Origin of the sequence: Mesorhizobium sp. B1-1-7 (assembly GCF_006442705.1) — a bacterium.
Taxonomy (GTDB): Bacteria; Pseudomonadota; Alphaproteobacteria; order Rhizobiales; family Rhizobiaceae; genus Mesorhizobium; species Mesorhizobium opportunistum.
Window position 1 is genome coordinate 462,427 of record NZ_VFWQ01000003.1, and the last position, 25,438, is coordinate 487,864.

Below are 25,438 nucleotides of genomic sequence, written 5' to 3' on the forward strand. Positions count from 1 at the left end.
GAACATGCCCGCCATACCGCGCAAGGACATACTGAAGAAATTCCGGGGAATGATCGACAAGGGCGTGCCGATCGTCGGCGGCGGCGCCGGCACCGGCCTGTCAGCCAAGGCCGAGGAGGCTGGCGGCATCGATCTCATCATCATCTACAATTCCGGCCGCTACCGCATGGCCGGGCGCGGCTCGGCCGCCGGCCTGCTCGCCTATGGCAATGCCAACGAGATCGTCAAGGAGATGGCCTACGAGGTGCTGCCGGTGGTGAAGAAGACGCCGGTTCTTGCCGGCGTCAACGGCACCGATCCTTTCGTCATCATGCCCCTGCTTCTGGCCGAGCTGAAGACCATGGGCTTTTCCGGTGTGCAGAACTTTCCCACCATCGGCCTGTTCGACGGCTCCATGCGGCAGAGCTTCGAGGAGACCGGCATGGGCTTTGGGCTCGAGGTCGACATGATCGCCGAGGCGCGCAAGCTTGACCTCTTGACCACGCCCTATGTCTTCAACCCCGACGAGGCCAGCGCCATGACCAAGGCCGGTGCCGACATCGTCGTTGCCCATATGGGCGTGACGACGGGCGGCTCGATCGGCGCCACCTCGGCGAAATCGCTCGACGACTGCGTGGTCCAGATCGACGCCATCGCCGAAGCAGCCCGCTCGGTGCGCAAGGACGTCATCCTGCTTTGCCATGGCGGCCCGATCTCGATGCCCGACGACGCGCGCTACATTCTCTCGCGAGCCAAGGGCCTGCATGGCTTCTATGGCGCAAGCTCGATGGAACGGCTGCCGGCCGAAGCGGCGATCGCCAGGCAGACTGCCGATTTCAAGGCGCTCAGCGGCGAGAGAGCCGCGAAGAAAAAGAAGGGATGATGAGAGATGATCGACAAGAGCAAGGTGTTTGTCTACCCGAAGGACGTCAGCGCCTTCGGCTTCGACTGGGGCAAGCTGTCGCTGACGGTGGCTCCGGAAGTGAACGGCGCTGTCCGCTTTTCCGGCGGCGTGGTCGACCTGCCCTCCGGCAAGGGCCACGCCCGCCACAACCATCCCGGCGCCGAAGAGATAATCTTCGTCATTTCGGGCCATGGCGAGCAGATGGTCGAGGACGAGAAGGGCAATCCGGTGGTCGAGAAGGTCGGCCCCGGCTGCACCATCTATGTGCCGGAAAGCCGGTTTCATTCGACATTGAACACAGGCGACGGGCCGATGCAGCTCTTCGTCGTCTATTCGCCGGCCGGGCCGGAACTGGGCTTGCGGGAACTGCCGGATTTCAGGCTGATTCCGGCGGGCCAGTGAAGAACTTATTATAGGGTGGCGCCGCCCCTCATCCGCCTGCCGGCACCTTCTCCCCGTAGAACGGGGAGAAGGGAGCAGCTCCGGCGATGGCGAAATCGTTGATGACAGAGCCTTTCTCCCCGTCACTATACGGGGAGAAATGTCCGGCAGGACAATGAGGGGCGGCGCCGGCCTTGGGTTCTATGAAATCCCACCCCGGTTCCACCCCCGGCCCCGATCGCCGAACATCACATAGCCGCTCTCGGTCACCGCCAGTGTATCCTCAAGTTTGATGAATCCCCGCGTCGGGTGGAGCATCGTTGTCTCGACCGACAGCACCATGTTCTTTTCCAGTGGCTTGGCCGCATAGGTGCCTTCATAGGTCACCGGATGGTTGGTCATCAGAAATGGCGCCTCATGCGTGATCAGGCCCATGCCGTGGGCGAAGAAATCCGTATAAGCAGCGACTTTTGATTTCTTCAGCACGCCCTCGGCGTGGGAAATCATGTCGCCGCCGAGTGTGCCCGCTTTAACCTTCGAGAAGGCAGCCTGCTGCACCGTCTCGACCTCGGCCAGCAGATCCTCAAGCTCGGCATCCGGTTCACCCAGGATGCCCATCCGGCAGAGATCGCCGATGTAGCCGTGGTAATTGCCGCCGGAATCGATCGACAGCACCTCGCCCTTCTTCCATGCCTGCGGTGAAGCGGCGCGGTTATGGCTGGAGCCCAGCGTCAGCAGGCAATATTCGAAATGGATCCCGCGATTGGTTTCCTCGCGCCGCAGCTGCTCGATCATCTCGGCCTTGGTCGTGCCTTCGCGCGCCCATTGGATGGTCGCCAGCATGGAATCGGTGATCAGTTCGGAAGCCGTGCGCAGCTTCTCCAGCTCGGCATCGGTCTTGATCGCACGCATGCGCTCCAGCATGTCGGTCGCATCGATCAGCTTGGCATCCGGCAGCGCCTTGCGGATCAGCGTGTAGGCGTCCGAGGGCAGGAAACCCGGCTCGATGCCGATGCGCGCGCCCGCCTTGCCGATCTTCTGCAGATGCTCGACGGCGAGGTTCGCGGCATCGAGCGTGCCCCAGCAGGCGGCGTGCAGCGTCGGCGTCCAGAACGGGTTGTTCTGGTGCTCGCCGCCTTCCATGCGGTTGCCGATATAGGCGGCGTGATCGGGTCCGCCCTTCTCGTAAACGACTATGGGCAGATAGCGGCTGTGGCCGATCGCATCCATGGCGGCGAAAAAGATGAATTTGTAGCCGCCAAGCAGATATTGCGTGTTGTGCTTGGAGGTCGCGAGCAGCACATCGATGCCCGCCTCCTCCATCAGCCGATCGACCCTAGCCTGGTCGAACGGGATCTTGCTGACGGCACTCTTGCCCGGGGCAATGTTCATCTCTCTCTCCCTGGATTGCCTGGGATCACTGGCCGCTCCGCGCCCGATCCGCTGGCTGTCGATCAAATCTGCACCATTTTTCCCACACTGGTCCAGCCAGAAATATCCGAAGACCGCGACTGCGCCGTCACCAAGCCGTCATTGGCCGTATATACATCAAATCTGGTCTTACCAGATAGATTGAATTGAGCCATTTCCCGCAAACTGGTCCAGCGGACGAAAATTTCAAAGCCAAGCAAGGATGCGCCAATTCCGTCTCTGGCGAAACCTTTGGCAAGGCTCATAATCGCCGCCGCAAGGATGCCGGCGGGCTCGCAGGCGTCCGAGGGGTATGGCGCGCCGTGTGGGGTCGCGGAGAGGACGGAGTTCGATCATGTCAGGTTTCACGATTTCCAGACGCAAAATGCTTGCCGGTTCGGCGATGCTGCTCGCCTCCACCGCCATGCCGACACTTGGCTGGGCGCAGACGCCGAAGAAGGGGGGCCGACTGGTGCTCGCCGCCGATTCCGAGCCACGCAACCTCAACCCGGCGATCGTCGCCTCCAACGGCGTCTTCTTCATCTCCAGCAAGATCGTCGAAACGCTGGCCGAAGCCTCCTTTGACGGCAAGGACGGGCTTGCGCCACGCCTGGCTCTGAGCTGGGAAGGCGCCGCCGATGGGCTTTCGGTGACGTTCAAGCTGCGCGAGGGCGTCAAATGGCATGACGGCAAGCCGTTCACGTCGGCCGACGTCGCCTTCTCGGCGCTGCAGATATGGAAGCCGCTGCAAAATCTCGGCCGCACCGTGTTCAAGGACCTGGCCGCCGTCGACACGCCCGACGATCTCACCGCCGTGTTCAAATTCGCCAAGCCGACGCCGTTCCAGCTGATCCGCAACGCGCTGCCGGCGCTGAGCAGCGTCGTGCCGAAGCATGTCTACGAGGTCGGCAAGATTGAGGACAACCCGGCCAACAACGCGCCCATCGGCACTGGGCCGTTCAAGTTCGGCGAGTACAAGGCCGGCCAGTATTACCGGCTGATCAAGAACACGGATTACTGGGGCAAGGACGAGCCCTACCTCGACGAGATCATCTACCAGGTGCTGCCCGACCGCACGTCGGCGGCAAGCGCGCTGGAAGCCGAGGAAATCCAGCTTGCCGCCTTCTCGGCCGTGCCGCTGGCCGACCTCGACCGCATCTCCAAGGTGCCGGGCCTGAAGGTGATCACCAAGGGTTATGAAGGACTGACCTATCAGCTCGTCGTCGAGATCAACCATCGCCGCAAGGAGTTGGCCGATGTGAAAGTGCGCCAGGCGATCGCGCACGCCATCGACAAGGATTTCGTCGTCAAGACCGTGTTCCTTGGCTATGCCGCGACCGCCACCGGCCCGGTGCCGAAGAACGATCCGCAGTTCTACGCCGCCGACGTGCCGACCTATGCCTTCGACGTCGCCAAGGCCAACGCCTTGCTCGACGAGGCCGGCTACAAGAAAGGCCCGGACGGCAAGCGCTTTACGCTCAAGCTCCTGCCCGCGCCATATTTCAACGAGACCAAGCAGTTCGGCGACTACCTGCGCCAGGCACTCGCCGCCATCGGCATCGACGCGGAGCTCGTCAACAACGACTCCGCCGCGCACATCAAGGCCGTCTACACCGACCACGCCTTCGACCTTGCGGTGGGTCCGCCGGTGTTCCGCGGCGATCCGGCGATCTCGACAACCATCCTGGTGCAGAGCGGCATTCCCGACGGCGTGCCGTTCTCGAACCAGGGCGGCTACAAGAACGACGCGCTCGATGCGCTCATCGCCAAGGCGTCCGAGACGCTCGACACCACGGCCCGCACCGACCTCTACAAGGAGTTCCAGAAGGAGGTGGCCGCCGACCTGCCGCTGATCAACGTCGCCGAATGGAGTTTTATCAGCGTCGCGCGCGATACGGTTGGCAACATCGCCAACAACCCGCGCTGGGCGGTGTCGAACTGGGCGGACACGTATCTGGAATCGTGACACATTTGCGCGGATGAGAATTCGCGAGAAAAGGGGAATTTGGCCGAAGGCCGAGTTCCTTCGCACCCCCCTCTGTCCTGCCGGACATCTCCCCCGCAAGGGGGGAGATCAGCTATTTGTCCGCTCCGCCAATTATGCGGCGTCGAAAGTTGGCGAAGCCGTCGGTGACATCCAATCTCCCCCCCTGCGGGGGAGATGTCCGGCAGGACAGAGGGGGGTGCCTGGGCTCGGCATTTCTTATAGGCGGACATACGCCAACACTCGGAGGGGCCTATGACCCGCGCCCTCATCCTCCTCCGCCGCCGCCTCGTCGGCAGCATCTTCGTGCTGCTGATCGTCGTCATCGGCACATTCCTTTTGCTCGAGGCCGCCCCCGGCGATGCCGTCGACGCCTACATCGTCTCGACCGGCGGCGACGCCGGCATGATCGAATTGCTGCGTCATCGCTGGGGTCTCGACCAGTCAGAGCTGACGCGGCTCGCCAACTATCTCTGGGCGCTGCTGCATCTCGACCTCGGCCAGTCGGTGACCTTCTCCCGGCCGATCCGCGACGTCATCCTCGAACGCCTGCCCAACACGCTGCTGCTGATGGTCAGCGCCACCGCAATCTCCTTCGGGCTCGGCTCGGCGCTCGGCATCTATGCCGGCGCGAGGCCAGGGAGTTTGCGCGACCGCTTCCTGTCGATCGGCTCGCTGGCGCTTTATGCCGTGCCCGGTTTCTGGCTCGGCCTGGTGCTGATCGTCGTCTTTGCCGTCGACCTGCGCTGGCTGCCGATCGGCGGCATCGAAACCCTGGCCTCGGACAAGACCGGCCTCGACCGCGCCGCCGACATCGCCATCCATCTCGTCCTGCCGGTTTCCGCGCTCGGCTTCATCTATCTCGCGCTCTATCTGCGCATGATGCGTGCCGGCATGGCCGAGGTCTGGCGGCAGGATTTTGTGCTGGCCGCCCGCGCCAGGGGGCTTTCGCGCCGCCGCATCGTGCTCGCCCACATTGCCCGCAACGCCCTGCTGCCGCTGGTCACCATGCTCGGCTTGCAGTCGGCGCAGATGCTCGGCGGCAGCGTCGTCATCGAGAGCGTCTTCTCCGTGCCCGGCCTCGGCCGGCTGGCGCAGGAAGCCGTGGCCGCGCGCGACACACCCCTGCTGCTCGGCATCATCCTCGTCAGCGCCGTGCTTGTCGTCGCAATCAACCTGCTCGTCGACATCGCCTATGCCTTTCTCGATCCGCGCGTCGGCGCCAGCGAGGCCGACGCGTGAACCCGCTTCGCCGCTTTCTGCGGAGGCCTGAGGCCGTCGCCGGCGCCATCCTTCTGGCGGCGCTGATCGCCATGGCGCTGTCGGCACCGCTGCTGTTCTCCGGTGATCCGCAAGCCATTGCCGGGCCGCCGCTGCTGCCGCCGTTCCAGGACTGGTCGCTGCCGCTCGGCACCGACCGGCTCGGCCGCGACGTGCTGGCCGAGCTTTTCCACGGCGCCCGCACCTCGCTCGCCGTCGGGCTTGCGGCGGCGACGGCGGCAGTGGCCATCGGCGCAGTGGTCGGCACTTTGGCCGGCTTTGCCGGCGGCCTTATCGACGAGGTGCTGATGCGCATCACCGACGCCTTCCAGACCGTGCCGGGCTTCCTGCTGGCGCTGGCCTTCGTCAGTGTCGTCGGGCCATCATTGGGCGTCGTCGTGATCGCCATTGCGCTCGGCACCTGGACCGGGCCTGCCCGTATCGCCCGCGCGGAAGTTCTCTCCATTCGCGAGCGCGACTATGTCGCCAGCGCGCGCGCCATCGGCATGCATCCGCTCGAAATCGCCTTTCGCGAAGTGCTGCCCAATGCGCTACCGCCGGTGCTGGCGATGTCATCGGTGATCGTCGCCGCCGCCATCCTCACCGAGGCAGCCTTGTCGTTTCTCGGCCTCGGCGACCCCAATCGGGTCACCTGGGGCGGCATGATCGCCGAAGGCCGCACTGTTTTGCGCACCGCGCCCTTCCTGTCGATCGTCCCTGGCATAGCACTGGTACTGACGGTGCTCGGCGTCTATCTCGCCGGTGAAGGCATCGTCGAGACGACGGCAATCAGGAGAGGCCTGTCGTGACTGCACTCGCAGCGATCCGCGACTTGACGGTCACCTACCGCCGTGACGGCGGCGAGGTCGCGGCGTTGAAGCACGTCAGCTTCGATATCGTCGCTGGCGAGCGCCTGGCCATCATCGGCGAAAGCGGATCCGGCAAGAGCACGCTGGCGTTGGCGATAGCGGGGCTGTTGCCGGGGTCTGCCGCTGTTGAAGGCCGCATCGACTGGTCCTTGCCAACCTTCGGCGCCAAGGCACCCCCCTCTGTCCTGCCGGACATCTCCCCCGCAAGGGGGGAGATTGTGCATTCATCTCCGCTTTCGCCAGTCACCAACGTTGCCAAAAGTGGGCCGTCGAAGACGCTGCCGATCTCCCCCCTTGCGGGGGAGATGTCCGGCAGGACAGAGGGGGGTGTGACGGAACGCCAACCTTTCGAATCCGAGCTCAGCAGAATCCCTCTCGGCGGCCGCGATATCGGCTTCGTCTTCCAGGACCCATCCGCCAGTCTCGACCCCGTAATGCCAATCGGCAAACAAATCGCCGAAGTCGCCCGCACCCATCTCGGCCTCACCTGGCCGCAGGCATACGCGCAAGCAAAAACCCTGCTCGAACGCGTCCGGCTGCCATATCCTGACTCGGCCCTGCGAGCCTTCCCGCACCAGCTCTCCGGCGGCCAGAAGCAGCGCGTGGCAATTGCCGCCGCCATCGCCGCCGGACCGAAATTGCTGATCGCCGACGAGGCGACCAGCGCGCTCGACACCATCGTGCAGGCCGACATCGTCGCCCTGATCCGGCGGCTTGTGGCCGAGGACGGCATGACGCTGCTGTTCATCAGCCATGACATCGCGCTTGCCGCGGAGCTTGCCGAGCGCATCGCCGTGTTCCGCCATGGCCAGTTGGTCGAACTTGGCCCGACGCCACGGATTATCGACACCCCGGCCCAGGCCTACACGCGCGCGCTGCTTGATGCCCATATCGGCCTCGATGCCGAACCGTTGTCGAACCGAAGCGGGCGCCACGCATGAGCCTGCTCTCGGTGTCCAGCCTCACCAAACGCTACCGTCGCGGCGGCAAGACCGTTGCCGCCGTGGACGATGTCTCTTTTCACATCGAGCCGGGCGAAACGCTGGCGCTCGCCGGCCCCTCCGGCAGCGGCAAGTCGACAATCGCGCGGCTCGTACTGCGATTGACCGACCCGGATGCCGGCCGCATCGAATTCGAAGGCAATGATTTCCTGGCCTTGGGTGGCGCCGCGTTGCGAGCGCATCGCGCGCGCCTGCAAATGGTGTTCCAGGACCCGCTGGCCGCCTTCAATCCGCGGGCCACGGCGGCGCGTGTGCTCGACGATCCGTTGCGCATCCATCGCATTGCCTCGCGCGCTGAGCGCCCGCGGCGCATCGCCGCCTTGCTCGAACGCGTAGGGCTGGCGGCGGATCTTGCCGCGCGCGCCATCCACGAAATTTCCGGAGGCCAGCGCCAGCGCGTCGCCATCGCGCGCGCCATCGCCACGAAACCGTCGCTGATCGTGCTCGACGAAGCGGTGTCGGCGCTCGACGTCTCCGTGCGCGGGCAGATCCTTGATCTTTTGCTCGACCTGCAAAGGCAGGAACGGATCGCCTATCTCTTCATTTCACATGATCTCGGCGTGGTCCGCGCGATCGCTCAGCGCGTCATCCTCCTCGACGCTGGGCGAATTGCCGAGAGCGGCGACGCCCGTGCCGTCATCGACGCACCGCAATCGGCCATCGGCAAGGCCCTGGTGGCCGCCGCGCCAAAACTCAAGAGAACCGCACAGGACGTATCATGACCGACCCCGTAGCCAGAGCCGAGAAACTGTCGCGCGAACTCGATTCCGCCTTCCGCAACCGCGCCGATCTCTACCGTCTGTTCCTCGACGAACTGACCGGAGAGCTCGGTGCCGAAAAGGCCGAGGCGGTCATGATCCGAACCATCGAGCAGCGCGGCAAGGAAGTGGCTGCAGCCGCCTTCGCCAGCTTCGGCGCCAACGACGCGCGCGCCATCGGCGAGGCCTTCCTGGCGGTCAGCCCGGATGGCGGCCTGATGTACCCGACCGATGTCGAGCGCGGCGATGACCGCATCGCCTTCAAGGTGAAGCGCTGCCCGCTCAAGGACGCCTGGGTCGAGGCCGGAGTCGGTGACGAAAAGCTCGCCACGCTCTGCCGCATCGCCGGCGCCTTCGACCGCGGCCTGTTCGAGGCGACGGGCGTGCGTTTCGACAATGTCACCTGGACGCCGGGCCACGGCCCAGGCTGCTGCCACATCGCGCTGACCAATCGCGATGCCGGCTAGAGCAATTCCAGGAAAAGTGTGACATTGTTTTCCCGGGAAAAGCGCGTAGCGCTTTCCGTTCGGAATTGCGTAAAAACAAAGAGATAGAGCGGTTCGCCGTTTCCGTGAAACGGTGAAATGCTCTAGCCGCCGACCATCAGCCTGACGACTTCGTCATGGTTGGTCTCGGAGATTTTGCGCTCGCCGGCCTGGATGCCGCGCCGCAACACGACGATGCGGTCCGAGACGGCAAAGATGTCCTGCAGATTGTGCGAGATGAAGATCACCCCGCGCCCCTGCGCCTTGAGCTGGTGGATGAGCGAAATCACCTTGCGCTGCTCCGGCACGCCAAGGGCTGCGGTCGGCTCGTCCATGATCAGGATCTGCGCATCCCAGTAGACGGCGCGGCCGATGGCGACGGCCTGGCGTTGGCCGCCGGAGAAGTTGCTGACCGGGGCTTCGAGCCGGCTGACGTGGAAATCCAGCCGCCCCATCGTCTCCTTGGCCGCCGTGGCCATCGCCTTGCGGTCGAGCACCGGCAGGAAGCCGAACGCCTTGCGCATCGGTTCGCGGCCAAGGAAGATGTTGGCGCCGATCGACAGATTGTCGGCAAGCGCGAGGTCCTGGTAGATCGTCTCGATGCCCTTTTCGCGCGCCTCCTGCGGCGTCGCGAACGTCACCGGCTGACCCCTGAGCAGGATTTCGCCGCCGGTCGGCTGGAACACGCCCGATATCGCCTTGATCAGCGTCGTCTTGCCGGCGCCATTGTCACCGGCGAGCGCCACCACTTCACCCGGCCGCACGGCCATGGAGAAGTCGTTCAGCGCCCGCACGGCACCAAAGTGCTTCGACAGATTGCGGACTTCCAGCAGGGGTGCGTTCTGGTTGGTGCTATTCATCCTGACGGGCTCCACTGAACCGGCGCTGCGCCTGGTCGATGAGAACGGAAATGATGATGACGATGCCGACGGCAATGAATTGCCAGAACGGTTCGACATTGACGAAGACCAGCCCGTACTGGATGACCGCGATCACCAGCGCGCCGGCGACCGTGCCGAAGATGGTGCCGGAGCCGCCGAACAGGCTGGCGCCGCCGATCACCACGGCCGCGACGCTATCGAGCAGCAAAGGCTCGCCGGCTTGCGCGGCACCGGCGGTGAAGCGCGCGGCATAGAGCGCGCCGCCAAGGCCGGCGCACATCGCCGACAGCACATAGAGCCGAAGGATGTGGCCCCTGATGTCGATGCCGGCGCGCCGCGCCGCCTGCACGTTGGCGCCGATGGCATAATTGTGCTGGCCGAACCGGGTCTGGCTGAGCAGATAGTGCATCACGACGACGAAGACGGCGGCGATCATCACCAGATAGGGGACGCCATGGAACTTGCCGTTGCCGAGCAGCGCGAACCACGAATTCTGCACCGGCACCGTCGTGCCCCCGGCGAGCAGAAAGGCGGCACCGCGCGCGACGCCGAACATGCCAAGCGTGCCGATGAAAGGCGGGACCCTGAGGCGCGATATCAGCAAGCCGTTGATGACGCCCGGCACGCCGGCAACGATCACCGCGGCAAGGATGCCCGCCAGCATCGCCAGCGGCAAGGGGATGGCCGCGCCCGCCATGTTGGTGGCATGCGCGGCGATGACGGCGGCCAGCCCCATGATGAAGCCGAGCGACAGGTCGATGCCGCCCGAGATGATGACGAAGGTCTGCCCTGTCGCCAAGAGCAGCGGCGCCACCGCGAATATCGCGATGGACTGCAGGTTGAACGGATTGAGCACGAAGGTCGCGCCGAAGTCGGTCCTCGACCATATCTCAAAGCAGATGATCAGGCCGGCAAGGAACAGCCAGGCGCGCGCCTCCGCTATGCGTGCGATCCAGTTCCTGGCCGGATCGCCGTGATCGGCCTGAGGGGCGACATGCTTCTCGGCCGGCTGGGCTGGTGATGTGGAGGTCATGGATACTCCGCGGCTGCCATCAAAAAAGGTCCTGCCTTCGGCGAGAACCCGGCACGGGCTCCTCCCGGCGGACCGGGAAGAGCCAGTCTCGTCTGGACTTACTCGGAGTAGAGATACTTCGAGATGTTCGGATCCGCGATGTTGGACTTGTCCATGATCGTGAAGCCGGTGCCGATCGTGACCGGAATCGAGTGGCCGGTCAGGTGGGCATAGGCCGAGACGACGCCGTAATACCCGATCTCGGCAGGATGCTGGGCGATCGCCACGTCCACCAGGCCGGTGTTGATGTTGTCGACAATGCTGGTCGGAGCATCGAAGGCGACCACCTTGACGGTTCCCGTCTGTCCGGCCTGCTTGACGCCATTGGCCGCGCCCAGCGCCGAGAACAAATTGGCGCCGAACACGCCGACCAGGTCCGGATTGCGCGCGAACACGGCCTGCAGTTGCGAGGCCGCCTTGTTGGCATCGTCGTCGTTGAACTGGGTCTCAAGCACGGTGATGCCCGTATGCTTGGCCATCTCCTTCTTGAAGCCCTCTTCACGCTGGTCGGTGGTCGAGATGCCGGGCTTGACGTTCGAGACGTAGACCTTGCCCTTGTCGCCAACCGCGGTGGCCAGCGCGCGAGCGGCAATCTCGCCGCCGAGCACATTGTCCGAGGCGATGTAGGACAGCGGGAAATCAGCGTCACCCGCACCGGTCTGGTAGGCGCCGCTGCCGATGAAAGTGTCGACGGTGATGACCGGAATGCCGGCATCATTGGCCTTGCGCAGCGGCTCGACCAGCTGAACCTTGTCGGTTGGCGCGATGAGGATCGCGTCAGGCTTCTTGGCGATGACCGCATCGAGCACCGGCACCTGGGTGACCGGGTTGAATTCCGGCGCGCCCTGGAAAACCAAGTTTACGCCAAGCGCATCGGCAGCCGCCTGGGCGCCCTTGCGCATGGTGATGTAGAAACCATCGGTGGTGAGGCCCGGAATGAGCGCAATGGTGTATTTCTTGTCCTGCGCCTGCGCGGGCGCGATCAGCACCGTCGCACTGACGGCAAGCGCCGCGAGCGCGGCAACAATCTTCTTCATGACATCCTCCTCATTATTGGCAGATCTGCCGTTGCAAGTGACATTGGAATGGCCGCCATCCGCTAGGGGACAAGGCGGCGTGAACGCCTTTTTGCCGTTACGGGCAGCTTTCCTCCCAAGCGCCCTCCAGTCGATATGTCAGCCGGTCAGCCAGACCGGTACACTTGGCCACAGCCCCATTCCCCTACCTCCGCGAGGTCCGGCAAACTGTGCCCCCGCCGCGCCTTGCTGGCGGGCATCCTGACTTGTAACACTTTGCAGAAATAAATTGCAACTCGGTTTTTCCGAGCTTGCAGCGCCGGGTTTTTCACACCGTACGACATCCGACTGCTCCGTGGAGCCCCAGCCAACTATTGCCCGCGCCTCTCGGCGACACAACTTGTTTTCGCGGCGGGCTCCATCTGCCAGTGTCGTGCCGGTCCTATCGCTGCGCAAGCGCCGCGAGGATGGCCTGCGCCGTCTTCGTATCGGTGACCAGCGTGCTGATCAGCCCTGCGCGAGCCGCGCCGATGATTGCCGTCGCCTTCTCCGGCGATGCGGCAAGGCCGATCACCTGCGGCACGGCGCGAAGCTGTGCCGGCGACATGGCGATCATCCGGCTCTCCCCTTCCCACGCGATCGGCTGCCCCTCGACATCGAAATAATGCCGAAGCACATCACCGGCCGCATGAACCAACGCCTGCTCGCTCGGCGTGGCGGCACTCGCCTCCGGCGCATTGATGGCATGCGGCAGGCCGATACCGACGATCGCGATGTCGGTCTTCCCCCACAAGGCGACGGCATCGCGGATGGCGACATCGCGCAGGAAGACATCCCGCAACTCCGTGGACGGCAGATAGGGCGCATGGATGAAGTGCGGCGTGCCGCCGAACTCCTCGGCGGCGAGCCGCACGAACTCGTTGACCTGAAAATGCGCAGCGTGCTGCTGCATGCCGCCGGTGGCGGCGACGGTGAGCACACCGGGCATGCGCGGCAGGCCGGCTCGGATAACTTCGCGCACAGCGCGCCCCCAGCCGATGGCGACCACGGAGCCTGCCACCAGTTGCGCCTGCCTGAGCAGCCCGCCAAGCGGTGCCGCTAGTGCTGCCAGCGTGCCTGCCGCCGGCGTCTCGACCACCGCGGCATCCCGCAACTTCAATCCGTCGATCAACTGCCTGGTGATGTCCTCCGGCGGTGCCAGATCGAGAACCTCGATACGCACGATCCCTTCCGTCCGCGCCCGCTGCAGCAGGCGCGAAATCGTCGCGGTGGAGACACCGAGCTGCCGCGCGATGTCGACCTGCGACATCTCCTCCAAATAGTGCAGCTTGGCGACCGTGTGCAGCAATGTCCGCGACGCGGTCGCATCCTGGATGGAGGGAACAGACAGCTTGCAATTCCTTTCAGCAACGTGTTACACACGTATACGCCGATGGGAGTTATCGCGCAAATCCAACCGACTCGCAACGTGGGGCCGTTTCCATGCGGCTATGCCGGCGGGCACGGTTTTCGAGACCGGACGGCGCACCACGCGGCAAAAAATCTCCTCGCCGGCAAAGGCGGGCAGAACTGAACATTGTTGTTTCCACGGGATCCGCGCGGTCGGTAAGACGGCGCCAACATCGGACTGAAGATCATGACGAAGATGACCACCGCGGAGCTGCGCGGCTACCAGCAGATATGCGGTAAGGACGGGGCCATGGTGGCCATCGCCTGCGACCAGCGCGGCGGCATGCGGACCTTGCTGGCGTCGGATCCGGTAGAGCAGGCCAGGATCACCAACGACATGCTCGGCGACACCAAGGCTGACATCACGCGCTACCTCGCCAGTGCTGCGTCCTGCGTGCTGCTCGACCCGCTCTGCGCGGTGCCGCGCATTGTCGACGAGGGCGTCTTGAACCGCGATACGGCACTGCTCATCGGCCTCGACGCCTCCGGTTTTGACGTCTCGCCCGAGGGCTACCGGCTGTCACGCCTGGTTCCAGGCATCGATGCGCGCCGTGTCCGCGCCCTGGGCGGCACGGGCGGCAAGATCATGGTGTATCTGCGGGCCGACAAGCCGCAGGCCAACGAACACAACATCGCCATCCTGCGCCAGTGCATCGCCGATTTCGGCAAGGAGGACCTGTTGCTGGTCGTCGAGTTCCTGACCTATCCGCTCGAAGGCGAAAGCCCCGAGGGCTATGCGGCCATGACGCCACGGCTTGTCGAGGAAGGGACAAGAATCTCGCTGGAATGCGGCGCCAAGGTGCTGAAGCTTCCCTATCCCGGCACACCCGAAGCCTGTGCCAACATCACCGCAATGGCAGGCGATGTGCCCTGGGCGGTGCTTTCGGCCGGCGTCAACCACGCAACCTTCCTCGGCCAGGTCGAGATCGCCATGCAGAACGGCGCCTCGGGCGTCATCGCCGGCCGTTCGCTGTGGAAAGACTGCATCTCGCTCGACCGTGACATCCAGCGCGAAAGGCTTAAGACCATCGCAGTGCCGCGACTGCGTGAGATCCAGGCCGTGATCGGGCACTACCGGCAGAAAGCGGCTGCCTGACAATTGCGTTTGGACGAGAGCTATTCCAGTAAAAGCGTGAAGCGGTTTGCGTCCGGAATTTGCGGAAAAACAGATGCAGGACGTGATGCCTCTCAGCATAGGGATCGATATTGGCGGCACCAATCTGCGTGCTGCCCGCGTCTGCGAGACCGGTGAAATCCTCGAGCGCGTTTCCGAAAAGAGCGCGCCCGACCCGGAACTGGTGCTTGGCCGCATCGCCGACATGGTGCGCCTTCTCGACACATCCGATGTGAAGGCCATCGGCGTCGGCGTTCCCGGTCGTGTCGACATGCGGCGCGGCGCCGTCCTGTCGGGTGGCTACGTCAACCTCGCTTCGGTCGCGCTGGCGCAACGCCTGGAAGACATGACCGGCAAGCCCGTCATCATCGACAACGACTGCAACATGGCGCTGGCCGCCGAGATGGCGCTCGGCGCCGGGCGCGGCCATGACAACATTGTCATGTTCACCATAGGCACCGGCATTGGCGGCGCCGTCGCTCAAGACCGCCGGATCACGCGTGGCTCGGCAACGGCGGGCCAGCTTGGTCACATCACCGTCGATGTCGACGGCGAGGTTTGCGCCTGCGGCCGGCGCGGCTGCGTCGAGACCACCAGTTCAGGCACCGCGCTCGGCCGCCACATTGCGCGCGCCGGGCTCGGCGCCGACATTTCTGTCGATCAGCTTTTTGCCCGCGATGCGGCCGGCGACATCCAGGCGCGCGGCATACTCGACGCCTGGGCGAAACCGCTGCGTGCCGCCATCGACACGGCCGTTGCCGTGCTCGATCCCGACATGGTGCTGCTTGGCGGCGGCCTTGGCCGGGCAGCACACAGAGCACTCGGCCGAGCGCCGGCGTTGGCGCCCTGGTACCAATGCCAGGTCGAACCCGCGCAGCTCGGCGACGATGCCGGCGTGATCGGCTCTGGCCTCCAGGCGCTCGCCATGGAACCGGGCGCAGGTCCGGTTCCGCGCTTGGCCCAGTCCAGCCACGCCAAGCGGGCCGTGCTCGTCAACGGCATTCCCGCAAGCGGCAAGAGCACCGTCTCGCGCGGCATAGCCGACCGCATGGGATGGCCGTTGCTCGCGCTCGACACGATCAAGAATCCGTTCCTCGAAGTGCTTGGCGGCGGCGACCGCGAATTCAACCGCACGCTCGGCCGCGCCAGCTATCAGGCGATCTGGTCGGCCGTCGGCGAAGCGCCAGCGGGCTGCACCTTTGTCATCGATGCCTGGTTCGGCTTCCAGCCGCGTGAAGTCCTCGAGGACCATCTGCGAAAAGCTGGCGTCGAACAGACCTTCGAAATCTGGTGCCACGCGCCCGGGGAGGTCCTTGCCGAGCGCTATGGCGCCCGGCTCGACCAGCGCCCCGCTGGTCATCCCGGTGCCGCCTATATCCCTGAACTGATCGAGCTCGCCAAGCGTGCCGAACCGCTGCGGCGCGGACCGCTCTTCGACGTCGACACGACAAAACCGATCGACTTCGATGCCATTACGGCATGGCTGCGGGCGGTCATGGCCGCCCGCTTGGATGTACCTGGCTGAACCAGGACGTCAGTCCCATTTGATCAATAGCCGACCGTAAAACGCTGCCTGACATGCGCAGGCTTCTCGATCTCGTCGACCATGACGATGGCGTAATCCTCGAAGGAGATGCTGCTGCCCTTGTCCGAGGCAAGGAGCGTGTCCTTGCCGAGGCGGAACTTGCCGGTGCGCTCGCCCGGGATGAACATGGCGGACGGCGACAGGAACGTCCAATCGAGATCGCCGACGGTCTTCAACTTATCGAGGAAGTCGGCGCCCTTCTGTGCCTCGGCCTTGTAGATTGCAGGGAATTCGGCTGTATCGACCAGGCGCTTGCCTGGCGCGACCTCGAGGCTGCCGGCGCCGCCGACAACGAGGTAGCGCTTCACGCCGGAAGCACGCACCGCGGCAATCAGCGTGTCGGCGTCGCTGTCCAGAAAATGCACCGAACTGATCACCACGTCATGGCCGCGGATCAGGTCGGCGAGAGCTTGGCTGTCGAAGACATCCCCCTTCCTGGCCGTGACGCCGGGCAGCGCAGCGATCTTTTCCGGATGTCGCGCAAGGCCGGTGACTGTGTGGCCACGATCCGAGAGTTCCTTGAGGATGCGCGAACCGACGGCGCCCGATGCACCGATGAGAGCGACTTTTGCCATGTCTTTTTCCATTCCTTGCTGAGGTCAGTTGGGAGAGATCACGCCGCCTCGATATGGGCGACAAGATTGTCGAAGCTGCCGAACAGTGCGTTCGAACCGATAAGCCGGGGCGCATCGTTGCGGATGACCGCGAGCGAAGGCACGCCGTTGGCATGAAGGCGCTCGAACAGCGTGCGGCCTTGGCCGACCAGGTCGCAGTGCGCTTTCATCAGCTGTTCCGTCGGCGCCTGCAGCAGCCCGGCGGCATCCGCCATGCCGGCGGCGGCAAGCACCTCTGCGACACCGTCGATCGTCACGATATCCCTGCCATGGACGTAACGCGCCCACTGGATCGCCTTCAGCGCCGTCAGCCGGCCGCCGGGGCCTTCCAGGCCAGCCGCGCTGATGCCGAGCGTGGCGGCATGGGAATCGAGCAAGGTGCCACGGACATTGAGGACATCGCGCCGATAGGCCTGCGTGAATCTCTGCCCGGTCAGGCGCTCGATGCGCTGGTCGTTCGCCCAGGCGTGGGCGGCGAAGGCTTCATCCATCGGTCGCGCCCCTGCGCCGGAGAACAAGCCGGTCGGCAGCAGGTCGATGAGCACGCCGCTGGCCGACAGCCTGTCCAGCATCGGGGTGGCGCCGTAGCACCAGCCGCAGAGCGGATCGAAAAGATAGGTCACGTCTGGATTGCTCATGATCATGCTGTCCTTGCTGTGGGCATCGGGCGCGGCCCACCGGAATGTGCTGGCCATATGTGGCAGACGGCGACCTTGCGATAAACCAGAGCCAATAATACAAACTGTCCGATCAAATCGGACAAAGGCAGGTCATATGGCCGAGCTTCTGAATCTCAATCGGCTCGTCTACTTCACCACCGTGATGGAGACCGGCTCGTTCACCGTGGCGGGGGACCGGCTGGGCGTGGCCAAGGCCGTGGTCAGCCACCAGATCGGCAAGCTTGAGGAAGAATTGGGCGCAACGCTCATGCGGCGCACGACGCGGCGCGTCACGCCGACAGAAGAGGGGCGCCTCTTCTATGACCGCGCGACCATCATCCTGCGCGAGGCCGAGGCAGCCTATGGCGAGATCTCGCACGGGGCGGTCGAGCCCGCCGGAATGCTGAGGCTGACCGCGCCGCTCGACTATGGCGCTAAGGTGGTCGCGCCGGTGATGGCCGCGTATCTGAAGACCTATCCGCAGATGCGTGTCGAGGCGATCTTCAACGACGCTGTGAGCAACCTGGTGGACGAGCAGATCGACCTCGGCATCCGCGTCGGCTGGCTTGCCGATTCCTCCAACCAGGCACGGCGCCTGGGCACGATACGGCAGATCGTGGTGGCGAGCCCGGCCTTTGCAGCGAGCCTGCCGTCCGACGTCGGACCGCTCCAGGCAAGATCGCTGGCCTGGGTTGGCAACGCGCAGCTGCGCGGCATCGGCCAGTGGCTGTTTTCCAGGGATGGGGAAACGGTGCTGACCGAACTCAATCCGATCATCATGTGCGACAAGAGCCCGGCGGCCCTGGCCTGTGTGCTCGCCGGCATCGGGTTGGGCATCTTCCCGGACTACAGTGTCAATGATGACATCGCCGAGGGACGGCTGGTGCCGGTGTTCGCTGATTGGACCTTGCCGACCGGCGGTATCCACGCGGTCTTCCCGCCGGCCCGCTTCCGGCCCGCCAAGGTGCGCGCCTTCGTCGACTTGCTCGCGGCGGTCGAGAGAAAGCGCGCGCGCCGCCTCGAAACGGCATGACGCCGCCGGGCGCGCGAGCCGCCTCGAAACGGCATGACGCCGCCGGGCGCGCGACATCGTCAGCAAGAACTTACATTCACGCGCGGAGCCGTGCCGTTCGATTGCCGACGAGAGGCACTCCTCATGGTCTGGAACTTGCCGCCTGAATGCAAACGGCCCGCATTGATGCGGGCCGTTTTAAGTTTGGTTGCGGGGACCCGCGCCCCGTTTTGTCATAACATCGTCAGACCCTCGGTTTTGGTCGGGTTTGGCGAGTTCGAGGATGCCGAACAGCTCGCCGCGTAGCTCCGCGTGGACCTCGCCGCGCTTGTCGCCGGGGGTGAGGACGATCTGTCCGATCAACGAGCGCAACGCCTCGGCGGCTTGGCGACCGTCCTCGTGGTGGGCAAGCACTCGCGTGAACTGCTCGACCCGCTTCTTATAAAGAGTGGCGATGTTCGGATGCAGGTCGGGCACGTCAGTGGGCGCCACTGCCACACGCGCTGCGATCTCCGCCTTCTGCCTCTCCAGGTCTTCCATTCTTGCTTTCATCGAAGGTTGGTACAGGCCATCCTCGATCGCGGCCATCATGCCGGCGATGGCGCGCTCGATCTTGTCGAGTGCCTTGCGGTCCTGTTCGCCCTGCGCGCGACGCTCCTGGTTGAGGCGGTTCGTCTCCTGGGCATAGGCTCTGATCGCCTCGGCCACGGCATCGGCCGAGACAAGCCTTTCCTTCAGGCCTGCGAGGACGCGCTGCTCGATCTTTTCGCGGGTGATGGTACGGCCATTGTCGCAGATCCCGCGGCGCTGGTGGTTGAGGCAGGCATAGCGGTCTCGTGTAAACAGGCCGTAGCGCCCGCCGCAGCAGCCGCACGTAAGCAAGCCCGACAGGAGGGAGACCGGTCGCTTCATGGTGTGCAGTTTCCTCGCCCGCGCCTTGCGCGTGGCGATGGCCACCGCCTCGAACTGGCTGGCGATGGATTTCTGTCTCTCCTTCACGGCCTGCCACAATTCATCCCCGACGATCCTGAGATGCGGCACCTCGGTGCGGATCCATTTGGCTGGCGGATTCGCCCGCGACACGCGTCTGCCAGTCGCAGGATCCTTGACGAAATGCAGGCGGTTCCAAACCAGCATCCCGGTATAGAGCTCATTGTTGATGACGCCGGTGCCCCGGATGACATGCCCGCGCACGCTGGTATCGCCCCAATGTCGGCCGAGCGGACCTGGAACGCCCTCCTTGTTCAAGTCGACGGCGATCGCCTTGGGGCTTTTGCCGGCGGCGAATTCGCGGAAGATGCGGCGCACGATGGTCGCTTCCTCCGGCACGACCTCGCGGTCGCCACGGACGGGCTCGCCTGCGGCATCAAGTTTCTTCACCACCCGGTAGCCGTAGCAAAGCCCGCCCCCGGCCTTGCCTTTCTCTACCCTCCCCCGCAGGCCGCGATGGGTTTTGAGGGCAAGGTCCTTGAGGAACAGGGCATTCATCGTGCCCTTGAGGCCGACATGCAGTTCACTGATCTCCCCCTCGGCCAAGGTGACGATGGCAGTGCCGGCGAATTTGAGATGCTTGAAGAGGGTGGCGACATCTGCCTGGTCGCGGCTGATGCGGTCGAGCGCCTCGGCCAGCACCACCTCGAAGCGGCCGCGCTGGGCATCGCGTACCAGATGCTGGATGCCCGGCCGCAGCACCGTGCTGGCGCCCGAGATCGCGGCATCCTCATAGGTTCCCGCAACGCTCCAGCCCTCGCGCGCCGCCTGCTCATGGCACAGCCTTAACTGGTCCTCAATGGAGGCATCCCGCTGGCTGTCGGAAGAATAGCGGGCATAGAGTGCGACACGGGTCACGGCGGCAGATCCTCTCTCTTGTTTGCAGGGGGTTTACCATCCGGCTCCCTGCCCTCTCCCTTTCGGCGGCCCGGCCGATTGTCGTTGGCTGCCCGCCTCGCCTCGAATGCCTCCCGCGCCATCTGCCGGCCGATCAGCCGGGCGATATCCAGCACAACCCTATCCAGCTTGGCCACCGCCATGTTGTCAGGGCCACCCTCGGGGCCGACGAGGTCGCCGTTGTCGTTGGCCGGGACCAAAGCCTGCGGCCCAGTGCTGGTTTCCTTTGCCATCGCGGTCGCTCTCCCAATGGTGGATCGACCCGCCATCAGAGTCCTCCGGACGGCGAAGAAAAGCACGAAGTTCATGTCGTAGAGCCACAGCGTGCAATGACTTGCGTCGTGCGGTTTCGTCTCAATCGTCAAGGTTGGGCTTCGGTCGGCAAGTGGAAACGTCCTGATGCTGACATCCAGACCATCAGTGAGATGGCGAACCTGGCAATCTGTGTGCCCGTCTCTCGATATCGTGGGCTGTTGATTTCCAATATCGCCTACGAGTTGCAAACCTGAAGATACATTTCAGAGGGTGAGTCAGAAGAGCGCTACATCGCGACGATATCCCGCCGCGGCTTCCTCTTCCAACGCCGCGACCAGCTGGACTGCGGACTCCCAGTGCTTGGCCACATCGCTCCGTGTCCTTTCCCGGCTCCGGCGGGCAACCGGCAAATCTCCCGCGATCGCCTTCAAGTCAAGGAGCACGGAAGCTATGTGCGGCCACGGAAAATCGGTAGGGTCGCCAATATCTCGATCAGCGCCGACAATCATTTCCAACTTGGCGACAATCCCGGCGAGCGACGTAGCAGCGACTTCGGGAATCGAATCTTGAAGCGTAAGAGCTTCGGTCATCGCAAAGACCTCGGCCTCCGCGTACTCCTGGGGATCGCTAAGAGTACCCGCTGTTCGATCTTGAGCTTGCATAGGAACATCTGCGGCCAATACCTCGATCCCAGGATCGACCATGATTTGGCTCTCCAGCCGCTGCTGCACGCGGCATAGCAGCAATGAGGCATATCGAGCTCGTTGCCATTCGCCCCAAAGGCTCAAAGCGGAATCTGTGGCTTGGGACCCCGTCCTCTCGAACTCATCGCGTTGCTGGCCGATGACGAAAGGCAAAGTCGTGGTATTGTCGGAATCAGTCATGGATCCGAGCTCCCAACAGCTTGGCTGTGGTTAAGCCGGTTGCGTGCAAGCGCACGTCGCCCGGCCATATTCGCGCGACGGCCGATATCAGCAAGGACCAGGGTCGTTGCAAACGGCTGAAGCGGCCAGTCTATCGTGCCCTTTTAACGTACCAGAGATCACTTTGCAATCACATGATCTGAAAGATATCACTGGAGCCCAGATGCGAGCGGCGCGCGCCTTGGTTCGTTGGAGCGCGAAGGATCTGGCCAAAGCTGCAAGCGTGGGCGTGGCGACTGTGAGACGTGCCGAGTCCGACGACGGCATTCCGCCGACGACCTTAGCTAATCGAAAAGCGATCCGTAGCGCGCTGGAAGCGGCAGGCATCGAGTTTATTGCCGAGAATGGCGGTGGCCCAGGCGTAAGGCTTGCACGTCGATTTTGATTTTGGGCGACGTAGGTTGTCGGCGTGAAGCGAGAGCTGTCGTCTACTGCCGGGAGCAGTGCGCCCATAATATTCGTCTGGCCGAGTTTACGCGCACCCGGCACCGCTATACTGCTGGCACCATGAGGGGCGGGTACCCAGTATCGAAAGAAAATTCTTGCATTCTTGCGGTAGCGTGTTGGACAGGGAAGCCTTGCTCTAGACAAAGGGACAGGACGACTGGCTAACATACCGGCCGGATGACATCGGCATGGCAGCTTCTGGGGGCATAATTGCGTCTACAACCAAGGACGCTGGTGCACAGCATCGTCGGCAGTACGATGATGGCAAAGCGAGTTCTCGATGTGGCAGTCGCTGCTCCAATGCTAGTAATGACGGCGCCCGTGCTAATCGTCGTGATGCTGGCGATCCGGGCGACGTCTGCCGGCCCTGCTATCTTCTCGCAAATCCGCGTCGGCCAGGATGGCATTCTTTTTGCCTGCCACAAACTGCGCACGATGCATAAGGAAACGCCGTCATTGCCCACCCACGAGGCGTCTGCCAGTTCAGTCACCGCGATCGGCAAGGCGCTGCGGGCGACCAAGATCGACGAATTGCCGCAGCTCTGGAATGTGCTCAAGGGTGAGATGAGCCTTGTCGGGCCGCGTCCATGCCTGCCGACGCAGACCGAATTGATCGAACGGCGCAGAGAACTGGGCGTGCTCGCTTTGCTTCCCGGAATCACCGGGCTCGCGCAGATCAAGGGGATCGACATGTCGGAACCAGCACTCTGCGCCGAGACCGATGCAGCCTACGTCAAAGAGTCGGTCTCCATCGGTTTGGACCTCAAAATATTGCTGGGTACATTCCACCCACATAAACGACGCGGCCTGTCGGAGGGGAATTTGGCGCGGCCGCTGCGCAAGACGTGAACCTGCCAGCGCCGGACGCAGACGGCAGCGTGGACGACGACGCAGTGTCTCACACGCCATCCCATCGCCGTCCCGGTCCAGCTTTCCGCCCCACTAGCAGTTCGGCAGATAGGTCGTCGCAGGAACTGATCTGCTTAAACGTCCGCCGCGGCTCGCACGAATAACCGCTCTGCGCGACCAGCTTGCGGCTTATGCCGAGCGGCTGGGTCTTCGGCGCCGTGCCATCAGAACGACTCGCGCCACTCCCACGGCGCGTCGAATTTGCTAACCCATAGGGCGAGCTTGGCCACTTTCGCTCTCGCCTGTTGCGACGCATAGGCGCCATTGCTGTAGCGCGGCCAATCGGGCGCCTGGCCATGCTCGACTATTCAGGCCGGCAAGCTGGCAAAGTCGGCGCCGGCCGTTTACAATTGGATATAGCGATCCCAGGTGACGGACGTGCGCTTCACCGCCTCGAGGCGGCCAGGAACCTGTCCGGCGCTTCCGCCGATCGCCGGCCGCACGGATGTTCGAAGCCCTTGCCGCAATATTGCTTGCTCTCTGGCGCGTTGATACTGTTGATCCGCCGCCCATGGACTTAGTTCGAAGCAGCAGGTGCGAGCCAATTTGGAGGAAGTTGCGCGGTTCTTGAACATGGACGCTTGCATTCCTCTTGGCTGGTGGTAAACGCAATCACAATGCCACAACTTTTCGTGATCGCCTTTGTTGGTCGTCAGGGGTCGAGCTTTCTGCAAGGATTGCTCAACTCTCATCCTGACGCATCTTGCGCGGGCGAGTTGTTCTCGCCGGCGGCGTCAAGGCGAGGCATTAAGGCTTTCCTTAAAGGGGAGCCGCAGCCGTTCGTTCACAGCGGCGAGTCAAATGTGGCCAGATATCTCGACATCCATGTCCACCGGCTGAGAGGCCGGGCAGTTGGCTTCAAGCTGCCGCTTTATTCGATGCAGGAACACCCGGGCATCTTCCCGGCTCTTAAAGAGCACGACTACAAGGTCGTGCTGGTCACACGCGAAAACCTTTTAGATCAGTTTATCTCCATGCGCCTGGCTCAGATCAACAACGCTTGGCGTTCTGACTTAGGCGAATTCAAAACACGAAGCTTTGCCGCAGACCCCCTGGAAGCACAGGAGCGCTTCATCCAGTGGGAGGAGGAGAACGCGGCAACCGCTGCAGCCGTGGCCGGAATGGAAGCGTTGCCCGTGACCTACGAGCAGATCAGCAGCAGCTTGCCGCGAGTCCTAGACTTCTTGGGTCTTCCGCTTGCCGAGACAAAAAGTCCATTCCAGCGGCAACGCACTTGGAGCCGTGCTGCTGCCTTGGAAAACTTCGATGATATGGCGGCGTATTTCTCATCGACGAGATGGGGCGGCTTTTTCGAAGCTTAATGCTTATCCTAGAGCAGTTCAGGGCCATGATGCTCCGGCGCCGTGCCGATCGAATGGCCTTCAATTGACGAGCACGAAGACCCGCTAAGGAGGACCATCTTTTCGATCCGTGGCTCTCCCCGCCCATAAAGTGGGAAATCGACAAGATGAGGTGGCGCCACCGGCGTCCATTATAATGTCCATGACCGGCCTCCCTGCGGCTGTCAGGAGCTCTGCGAACAAAATAAGAACAAGAGCCTCTTGACCGGAGACGTTCCTCATTTCAGGGGGATGCCGAGCAACCCGCGAAGTGGCCGAGAGGCACCTCCTGGACCCTGATGCATGCCGATGACGCCGGTCAGGTAGCGGGCATCCTTAGCGGCCGCTGCAATGTCACGCGCGACTATAAGCCGATTGAGTTACGGGAGGTTATCGGCAACGTCACGATCGACGATGTGCGGGAGAAGGTCCGCTGCCCAGCAGTGCGGCAGCCGGAGTGAATGGACGCCGAGCGATTACATCAGCGCCTCTTGCAATCCGATGGGAGAAACGGGTGATCCGGCGCGGCGAATTTGGCAGCGGTAGCGGCCCGGCTCAAAGACAGGGCGTACCGTCACTGCGGGCGGGCCCGGTGACTCCGAAGGTGCCGCTGGCGGACAAAGCCGACGTAAAACAGCCGCGTGAGCCAGCCCGCAAGGGGCGGATACATTTCGCTCCATTAGACGAGTTGAATAAAGGTCCCATGTCGGATAACCTGTATCTATTGTTTGCGTGGGGGCACGCCGATGACTGATCAGCCGATAAGACAACGGCGCTATGGGAGCAGGCTGGCTTCTTCCGTAGTTGAAGCCGCCGAGCAGATAGCGGTCGGGCTGATAATATTAGCGTTTTATCCGGTTCTGGCCTTTATTGCACTGCAGGCAAGGCACCGAAATCGGCCACGTGGCACGAAGGCCAGCCGTAGAGTGTCAGGGGATGAGTTTTCCTAATTGCCCGGCATCCAGATCGCCATCAGGTATTGTGCGCCGCGAAGATTTTCTCCGCTTCGCCGGGCGCCATCTCGCCTAGACTGAGATCGTCTGCGCGCCCAGGTTCATCAAGCGCTTTTGGGCGCAACCGCAAATCCATCGCTAGCAACGCTGACGCAGACCAAGGCTAGGCTAGGTCGTAGACTCATTACTGCGTAGCCAGATGCGGATGGCAACAAGCTTAAGGGCTGCGAGGTAGTTCTCAGCGAGCTTGTCATAGCGTGTGGCTATGCGGCGAAACTGCTTGGCCTTGTT

Annotated in this window: 25 protein-coding genes and 1 pseudogene; 14 read left to right on the forward strand and 12 right to left on the reverse strand. The window is 63.5% G+C overall.

Annotated elements, in window-relative coordinates:
• The first annotated feature begins 4 nt into the window (after positions 1 to 4).
• Both FJ978_RS07030 and FJ978_RS07035 read left to right on the forward strand, forming a co-directional pair.
• Entirely contained in the window at positions 5 to 862 is an 858-nt protein-coding gene (locus tag FJ978_RS07030) for a phosphoenolpyruvate hydrolase family protein (RefSeq protein WP_140571208.1), read from the forward strand.
• Positions 863 to 868: 6 nt separating this feature from the next.
• Entirely contained in the window at positions 869 to 1,285 is a 417-nt protein-coding gene (locus tag FJ978_RS07035; protein ID WP_140571210.1) for a cupin domain-containing protein, read from the forward strand.
• Positions 1,286 to 1,465: 180 nt separating this feature from the next.
• On the opposite strand, the gene FJ978_RS07040 is transcribed toward FJ978_RS07035, so the two are convergent.
• Both FJ978_RS07040 and FJ978_RS07045 read right to left on the reverse strand, forming a co-directional pair.
• Entirely contained in the window at positions 1,466 to 2,656 is a 1,191-nt protein-coding gene (locus FJ978_RS07040) for a Xaa-Pro peptidase family protein (RefSeq protein WP_140571212.1), read from the reverse strand.
• A gap of 62 nt (positions 2,657 to 2,718) precedes the next feature.
• Positions 2,719 to 2,940 carry a hypothetical protein gene (locus tag FJ978_RS07045; protein ID WP_140571214.1) on the reverse strand — a complete coding sequence of 74 codons (222 nt, stop codon included), beginning with the start codon at positions 2,938 to 2,940 and terminating at the stop codon, positions 2,719 to 2,721.
• Positions 2,941 to 3,029: 89 nt separating this feature from the next.
• On the opposite strand from FJ978_RS07045, the gene FJ978_RS07050 reads away from it, so the two are divergent.
• From FJ978_RS07050 to FJ978_RS07080, 6 genes are all read left to right on the forward strand, one after another.
• Entirely contained in the window at positions 3,030 to 4,640 is a 1,611-nt protein-coding gene (locus FJ978_RS07050) for an ABC transporter substrate-binding protein (protein ID WP_140571216.1), read from the forward strand.
• A gap of 273 nt (positions 4,641 to 4,913) precedes the next feature.
• Entirely contained in the window at positions 4,914 to 5,900 is a 987-nt protein-coding gene (locus tag FJ978_RS07060) for an ABC transporter permease (protein WP_140571218.1), read from the forward strand.
• Entirely contained in the window at positions 5,897 to 6,727 is an 831-nt protein-coding gene (locus tag FJ978_RS07065) for an ABC transporter permease (protein ID WP_140571220.1), read from the forward strand. Before FJ978_RS07060 ends, FJ978_RS07065 begins: the two co-directional genes overlap by 4 nt.
• Entirely contained in the window at positions 6,724 to 7,728 is a 1,005-nt protein-coding gene (locus tag FJ978_RS07070; protein ID WP_246678079.1) for an ABC transporter ATP-binding protein, read from the forward strand. The genes FJ978_RS07065 and FJ978_RS07070 overlap by 4 nt, the downstream gene beginning before the upstream one ends.
• Positions 7,725 to 8,510, forward strand: a complete 786-nt coding sequence (locus FJ978_RS07075; protein WP_140571222.1) for an ATP-binding cassette domain-containing protein — start codon at positions 7,725 to 7,727, stop codon at positions 8,508 to 8,510. Before FJ978_RS07070 ends, FJ978_RS07075 begins: the two co-directional genes overlap by 4 nt.
• Entirely contained in the window at positions 8,507 to 9,013 is a 507-nt protein-coding gene (locus FJ978_RS07080) for an L-2-amino-thiazoline-4-carboxylic acid hydrolase (protein ID WP_013892891.1), read from the forward strand. The genes FJ978_RS07075 and FJ978_RS07080 overlap by 4 nt, the downstream gene beginning before the upstream one ends.
• 122 nt (positions 9,014 to 9,135) lie before the next feature.
• Here the strand turns inward: FJ978_RS07080 and FJ978_RS07085 are convergent, their stop codons facing one another.
• From FJ978_RS07085 to FJ978_RS07100, 4 genes are all read right to left on the reverse strand, one after another.
• Positions 9,136 to 9,891, reverse strand: a complete 756-nt coding sequence (locus FJ978_RS07085; protein ID WP_023763951.1) for an ATP-binding cassette domain-containing protein — start codon at positions 9,889 to 9,891, stop codon at positions 9,136 to 9,138.
• Positions 9,884 to 10,945, reverse strand: coding sequence for a ribose ABC transporter (locus FJ978_RS07090; protein WP_023763950.1), 1,062 nt, complete (start codon positions 10,943 to 10,945; stop codon positions 9,884 to 9,886). The genes FJ978_RS07085 and FJ978_RS07090 overlap by 8 nt, the downstream gene beginning before the upstream one ends.
• A gap of 98 nt (positions 10,946 to 11,043) precedes the next feature.
• Positions 11,044 to 12,021 (reverse strand): ABC transporter substrate-binding protein, encoded by a 978-nt coding sequence (locus FJ978_RS07095; protein WP_140571224.1) that lies wholly within the window; start codon positions 12,019 to 12,021, stop codon positions 11,044 to 11,046.
• Between the two features lie 421 nt (positions 12,022 to 12,442).
• On the reverse strand, positions 12,443 to 13,348 hold the full coding sequence (locus FJ978_RS07100; RefSeq protein ID WP_140571226.1) for a sugar-binding domain-containing protein: 906 nt from the start codon (positions 13,346 to 13,348) through the stop codon (positions 12,443 to 12,445).
• A gap of 288 nt (positions 13,349 to 13,636) precedes the next feature.
• On the opposite strand from FJ978_RS07100, the gene FJ978_RS07105 reads away from it, so the two are divergent.
• Both FJ978_RS07105 and FJ978_RS07110 read left to right on the forward strand, forming a co-directional pair.
• Positions 13,637 to 14,545, forward strand: coding sequence for a tagatose-bisphosphate aldolase (locus FJ978_RS07105; protein WP_140571228.1), 909 nt, complete (start codon positions 13,637 to 13,639; stop codon positions 14,543 to 14,545).
• A 73-nt stretch (positions 14,546 to 14,618) separates the two neighbouring features.
• Positions 14,619 to 16,088, forward strand: coding sequence for an ROK family protein (locus FJ978_RS07110; RefSeq protein WP_140571230.1), 1,470 nt, complete (start codon positions 14,619 to 14,621; stop codon positions 16,086 to 16,088).
• 23 nt (positions 16,089 to 16,111) lie between these two features.
• Here FJ978_RS07110 and FJ978_RS07115 read toward each other — a convergent pair whose 3' ends face one another.
• Complete coding sequence (locus tag FJ978_RS07115) at positions 16,112 to 16,723, reverse strand: NAD(P)-dependent oxidoreductase (RefSeq protein ID WP_140571232.1); 612 nt, start codon at positions 16,721 to 16,723, stop codon at positions 16,112 to 16,114.
• A 38-nt stretch (positions 16,724 to 16,761) separates the two neighbouring features.
• Positions 16,762 to 17,400 (reverse strand): DsbA family protein, encoded by a 639-nt coding sequence (locus FJ978_RS07120; protein ID WP_140571234.1) that lies wholly within the window; start codon positions 17,398 to 17,400, stop codon positions 16,762 to 16,764.
• A 136-nt stretch (positions 17,401 to 17,536) separates the two neighbouring features.
• On the opposite strand from FJ978_RS07120, the gene FJ978_RS07125 reads away from it, so the two are divergent.
• Entirely contained in the window at positions 17,537 to 18,454 is a 918-nt protein-coding gene (locus FJ978_RS07125; RefSeq protein WP_140571236.1) for a LysR family transcriptional regulator, read from the forward strand.
• A 177-nt stretch (positions 18,455 to 18,631) separates the two neighbouring features.
• Here FJ978_RS07125 and FJ978_RS07130 read toward each other — a convergent pair whose 3' ends face one another.
• From FJ978_RS07130 to FJ978_RS07140, 3 genes are all read right to left on the reverse strand, one after another.
• Positions 18,632 to 20,281 carry a recombinase family protein gene (locus FJ978_RS07130; RefSeq protein ID WP_140571238.1) on the reverse strand — a complete coding sequence of 550 codons (1,650 nt, stop codon included), beginning with the start codon at positions 20,279 to 20,281 and terminating at the stop codon, positions 18,632 to 18,634.
• Positions 20,278 to 20,685 carry a hypothetical protein gene (locus tag FJ978_RS07135; RefSeq protein WP_140571240.1) on the reverse strand — a complete coding sequence of 136 codons (408 nt, stop codon included), beginning with the start codon at positions 20,683 to 20,685 and terminating at the stop codon, positions 20,278 to 20,280. The genes FJ978_RS07130 and FJ978_RS07135 overlap by 4 nt, the downstream gene beginning before the upstream one ends.
• A 165-nt stretch (positions 20,686 to 20,850) precedes the next feature.
• Complete coding sequence (locus FJ978_RS07140; protein WP_246678081.1) at positions 20,851 to 21,459, reverse strand: hypothetical protein; 609 nt, start codon at positions 21,457 to 21,459, stop codon at positions 20,851 to 20,853.
• A gap of 178 nt (positions 21,460 to 21,637) precedes the next feature.
• Between FJ978_RS07140 and FJ978_RS07145 the strand changes: the two genes are divergently transcribed.
• The 3 genes from FJ978_RS07145 (at position 21,638) to FJ978_RS07155 (ending at position 24,176) form a co-directional block, all read left to right on the forward strand.
• Positions 21,638 to 21,883 (forward strand): transcriptional regulator, encoded by a 246-nt coding sequence (locus tag FJ978_RS07145; protein ID WP_140571282.1) that lies wholly within the window; start codon positions 21,638 to 21,640, stop codon positions 21,881 to 21,883.
• A gap of 323 nt (positions 21,884 to 22,206) precedes the next feature.
• Positions 22,207 to 22,794 (forward strand): sugar transferase, encoded by a 588-nt coding sequence (locus FJ978_RS07150; protein ID WP_140571284.1) that lies wholly within the window; start codon positions 22,207 to 22,209, stop codon positions 22,792 to 22,794.
• A gap of 677 nt (positions 22,795 to 23,471) precedes the next feature.
• A complete protein-coding gene (locus FJ978_RS07155) occupies positions 23,472 to 24,176 on the forward strand; it encodes a hypothetical protein (protein ID WP_140571242.1) in 705 nt (234 codons plus the stop codon).
• A gap of 1,139 nt (positions 24,177 to 25,315) precedes the next feature.
• Here FJ978_RS07155 and FJ978_RS07160 read toward each other — a convergent pair.
• Positions 25,316 to 25,438 (reverse strand): annotated as a pseudogene (locus FJ978_RS07160) (IS5/IS1182 family transposase); the annotation flags it as partial.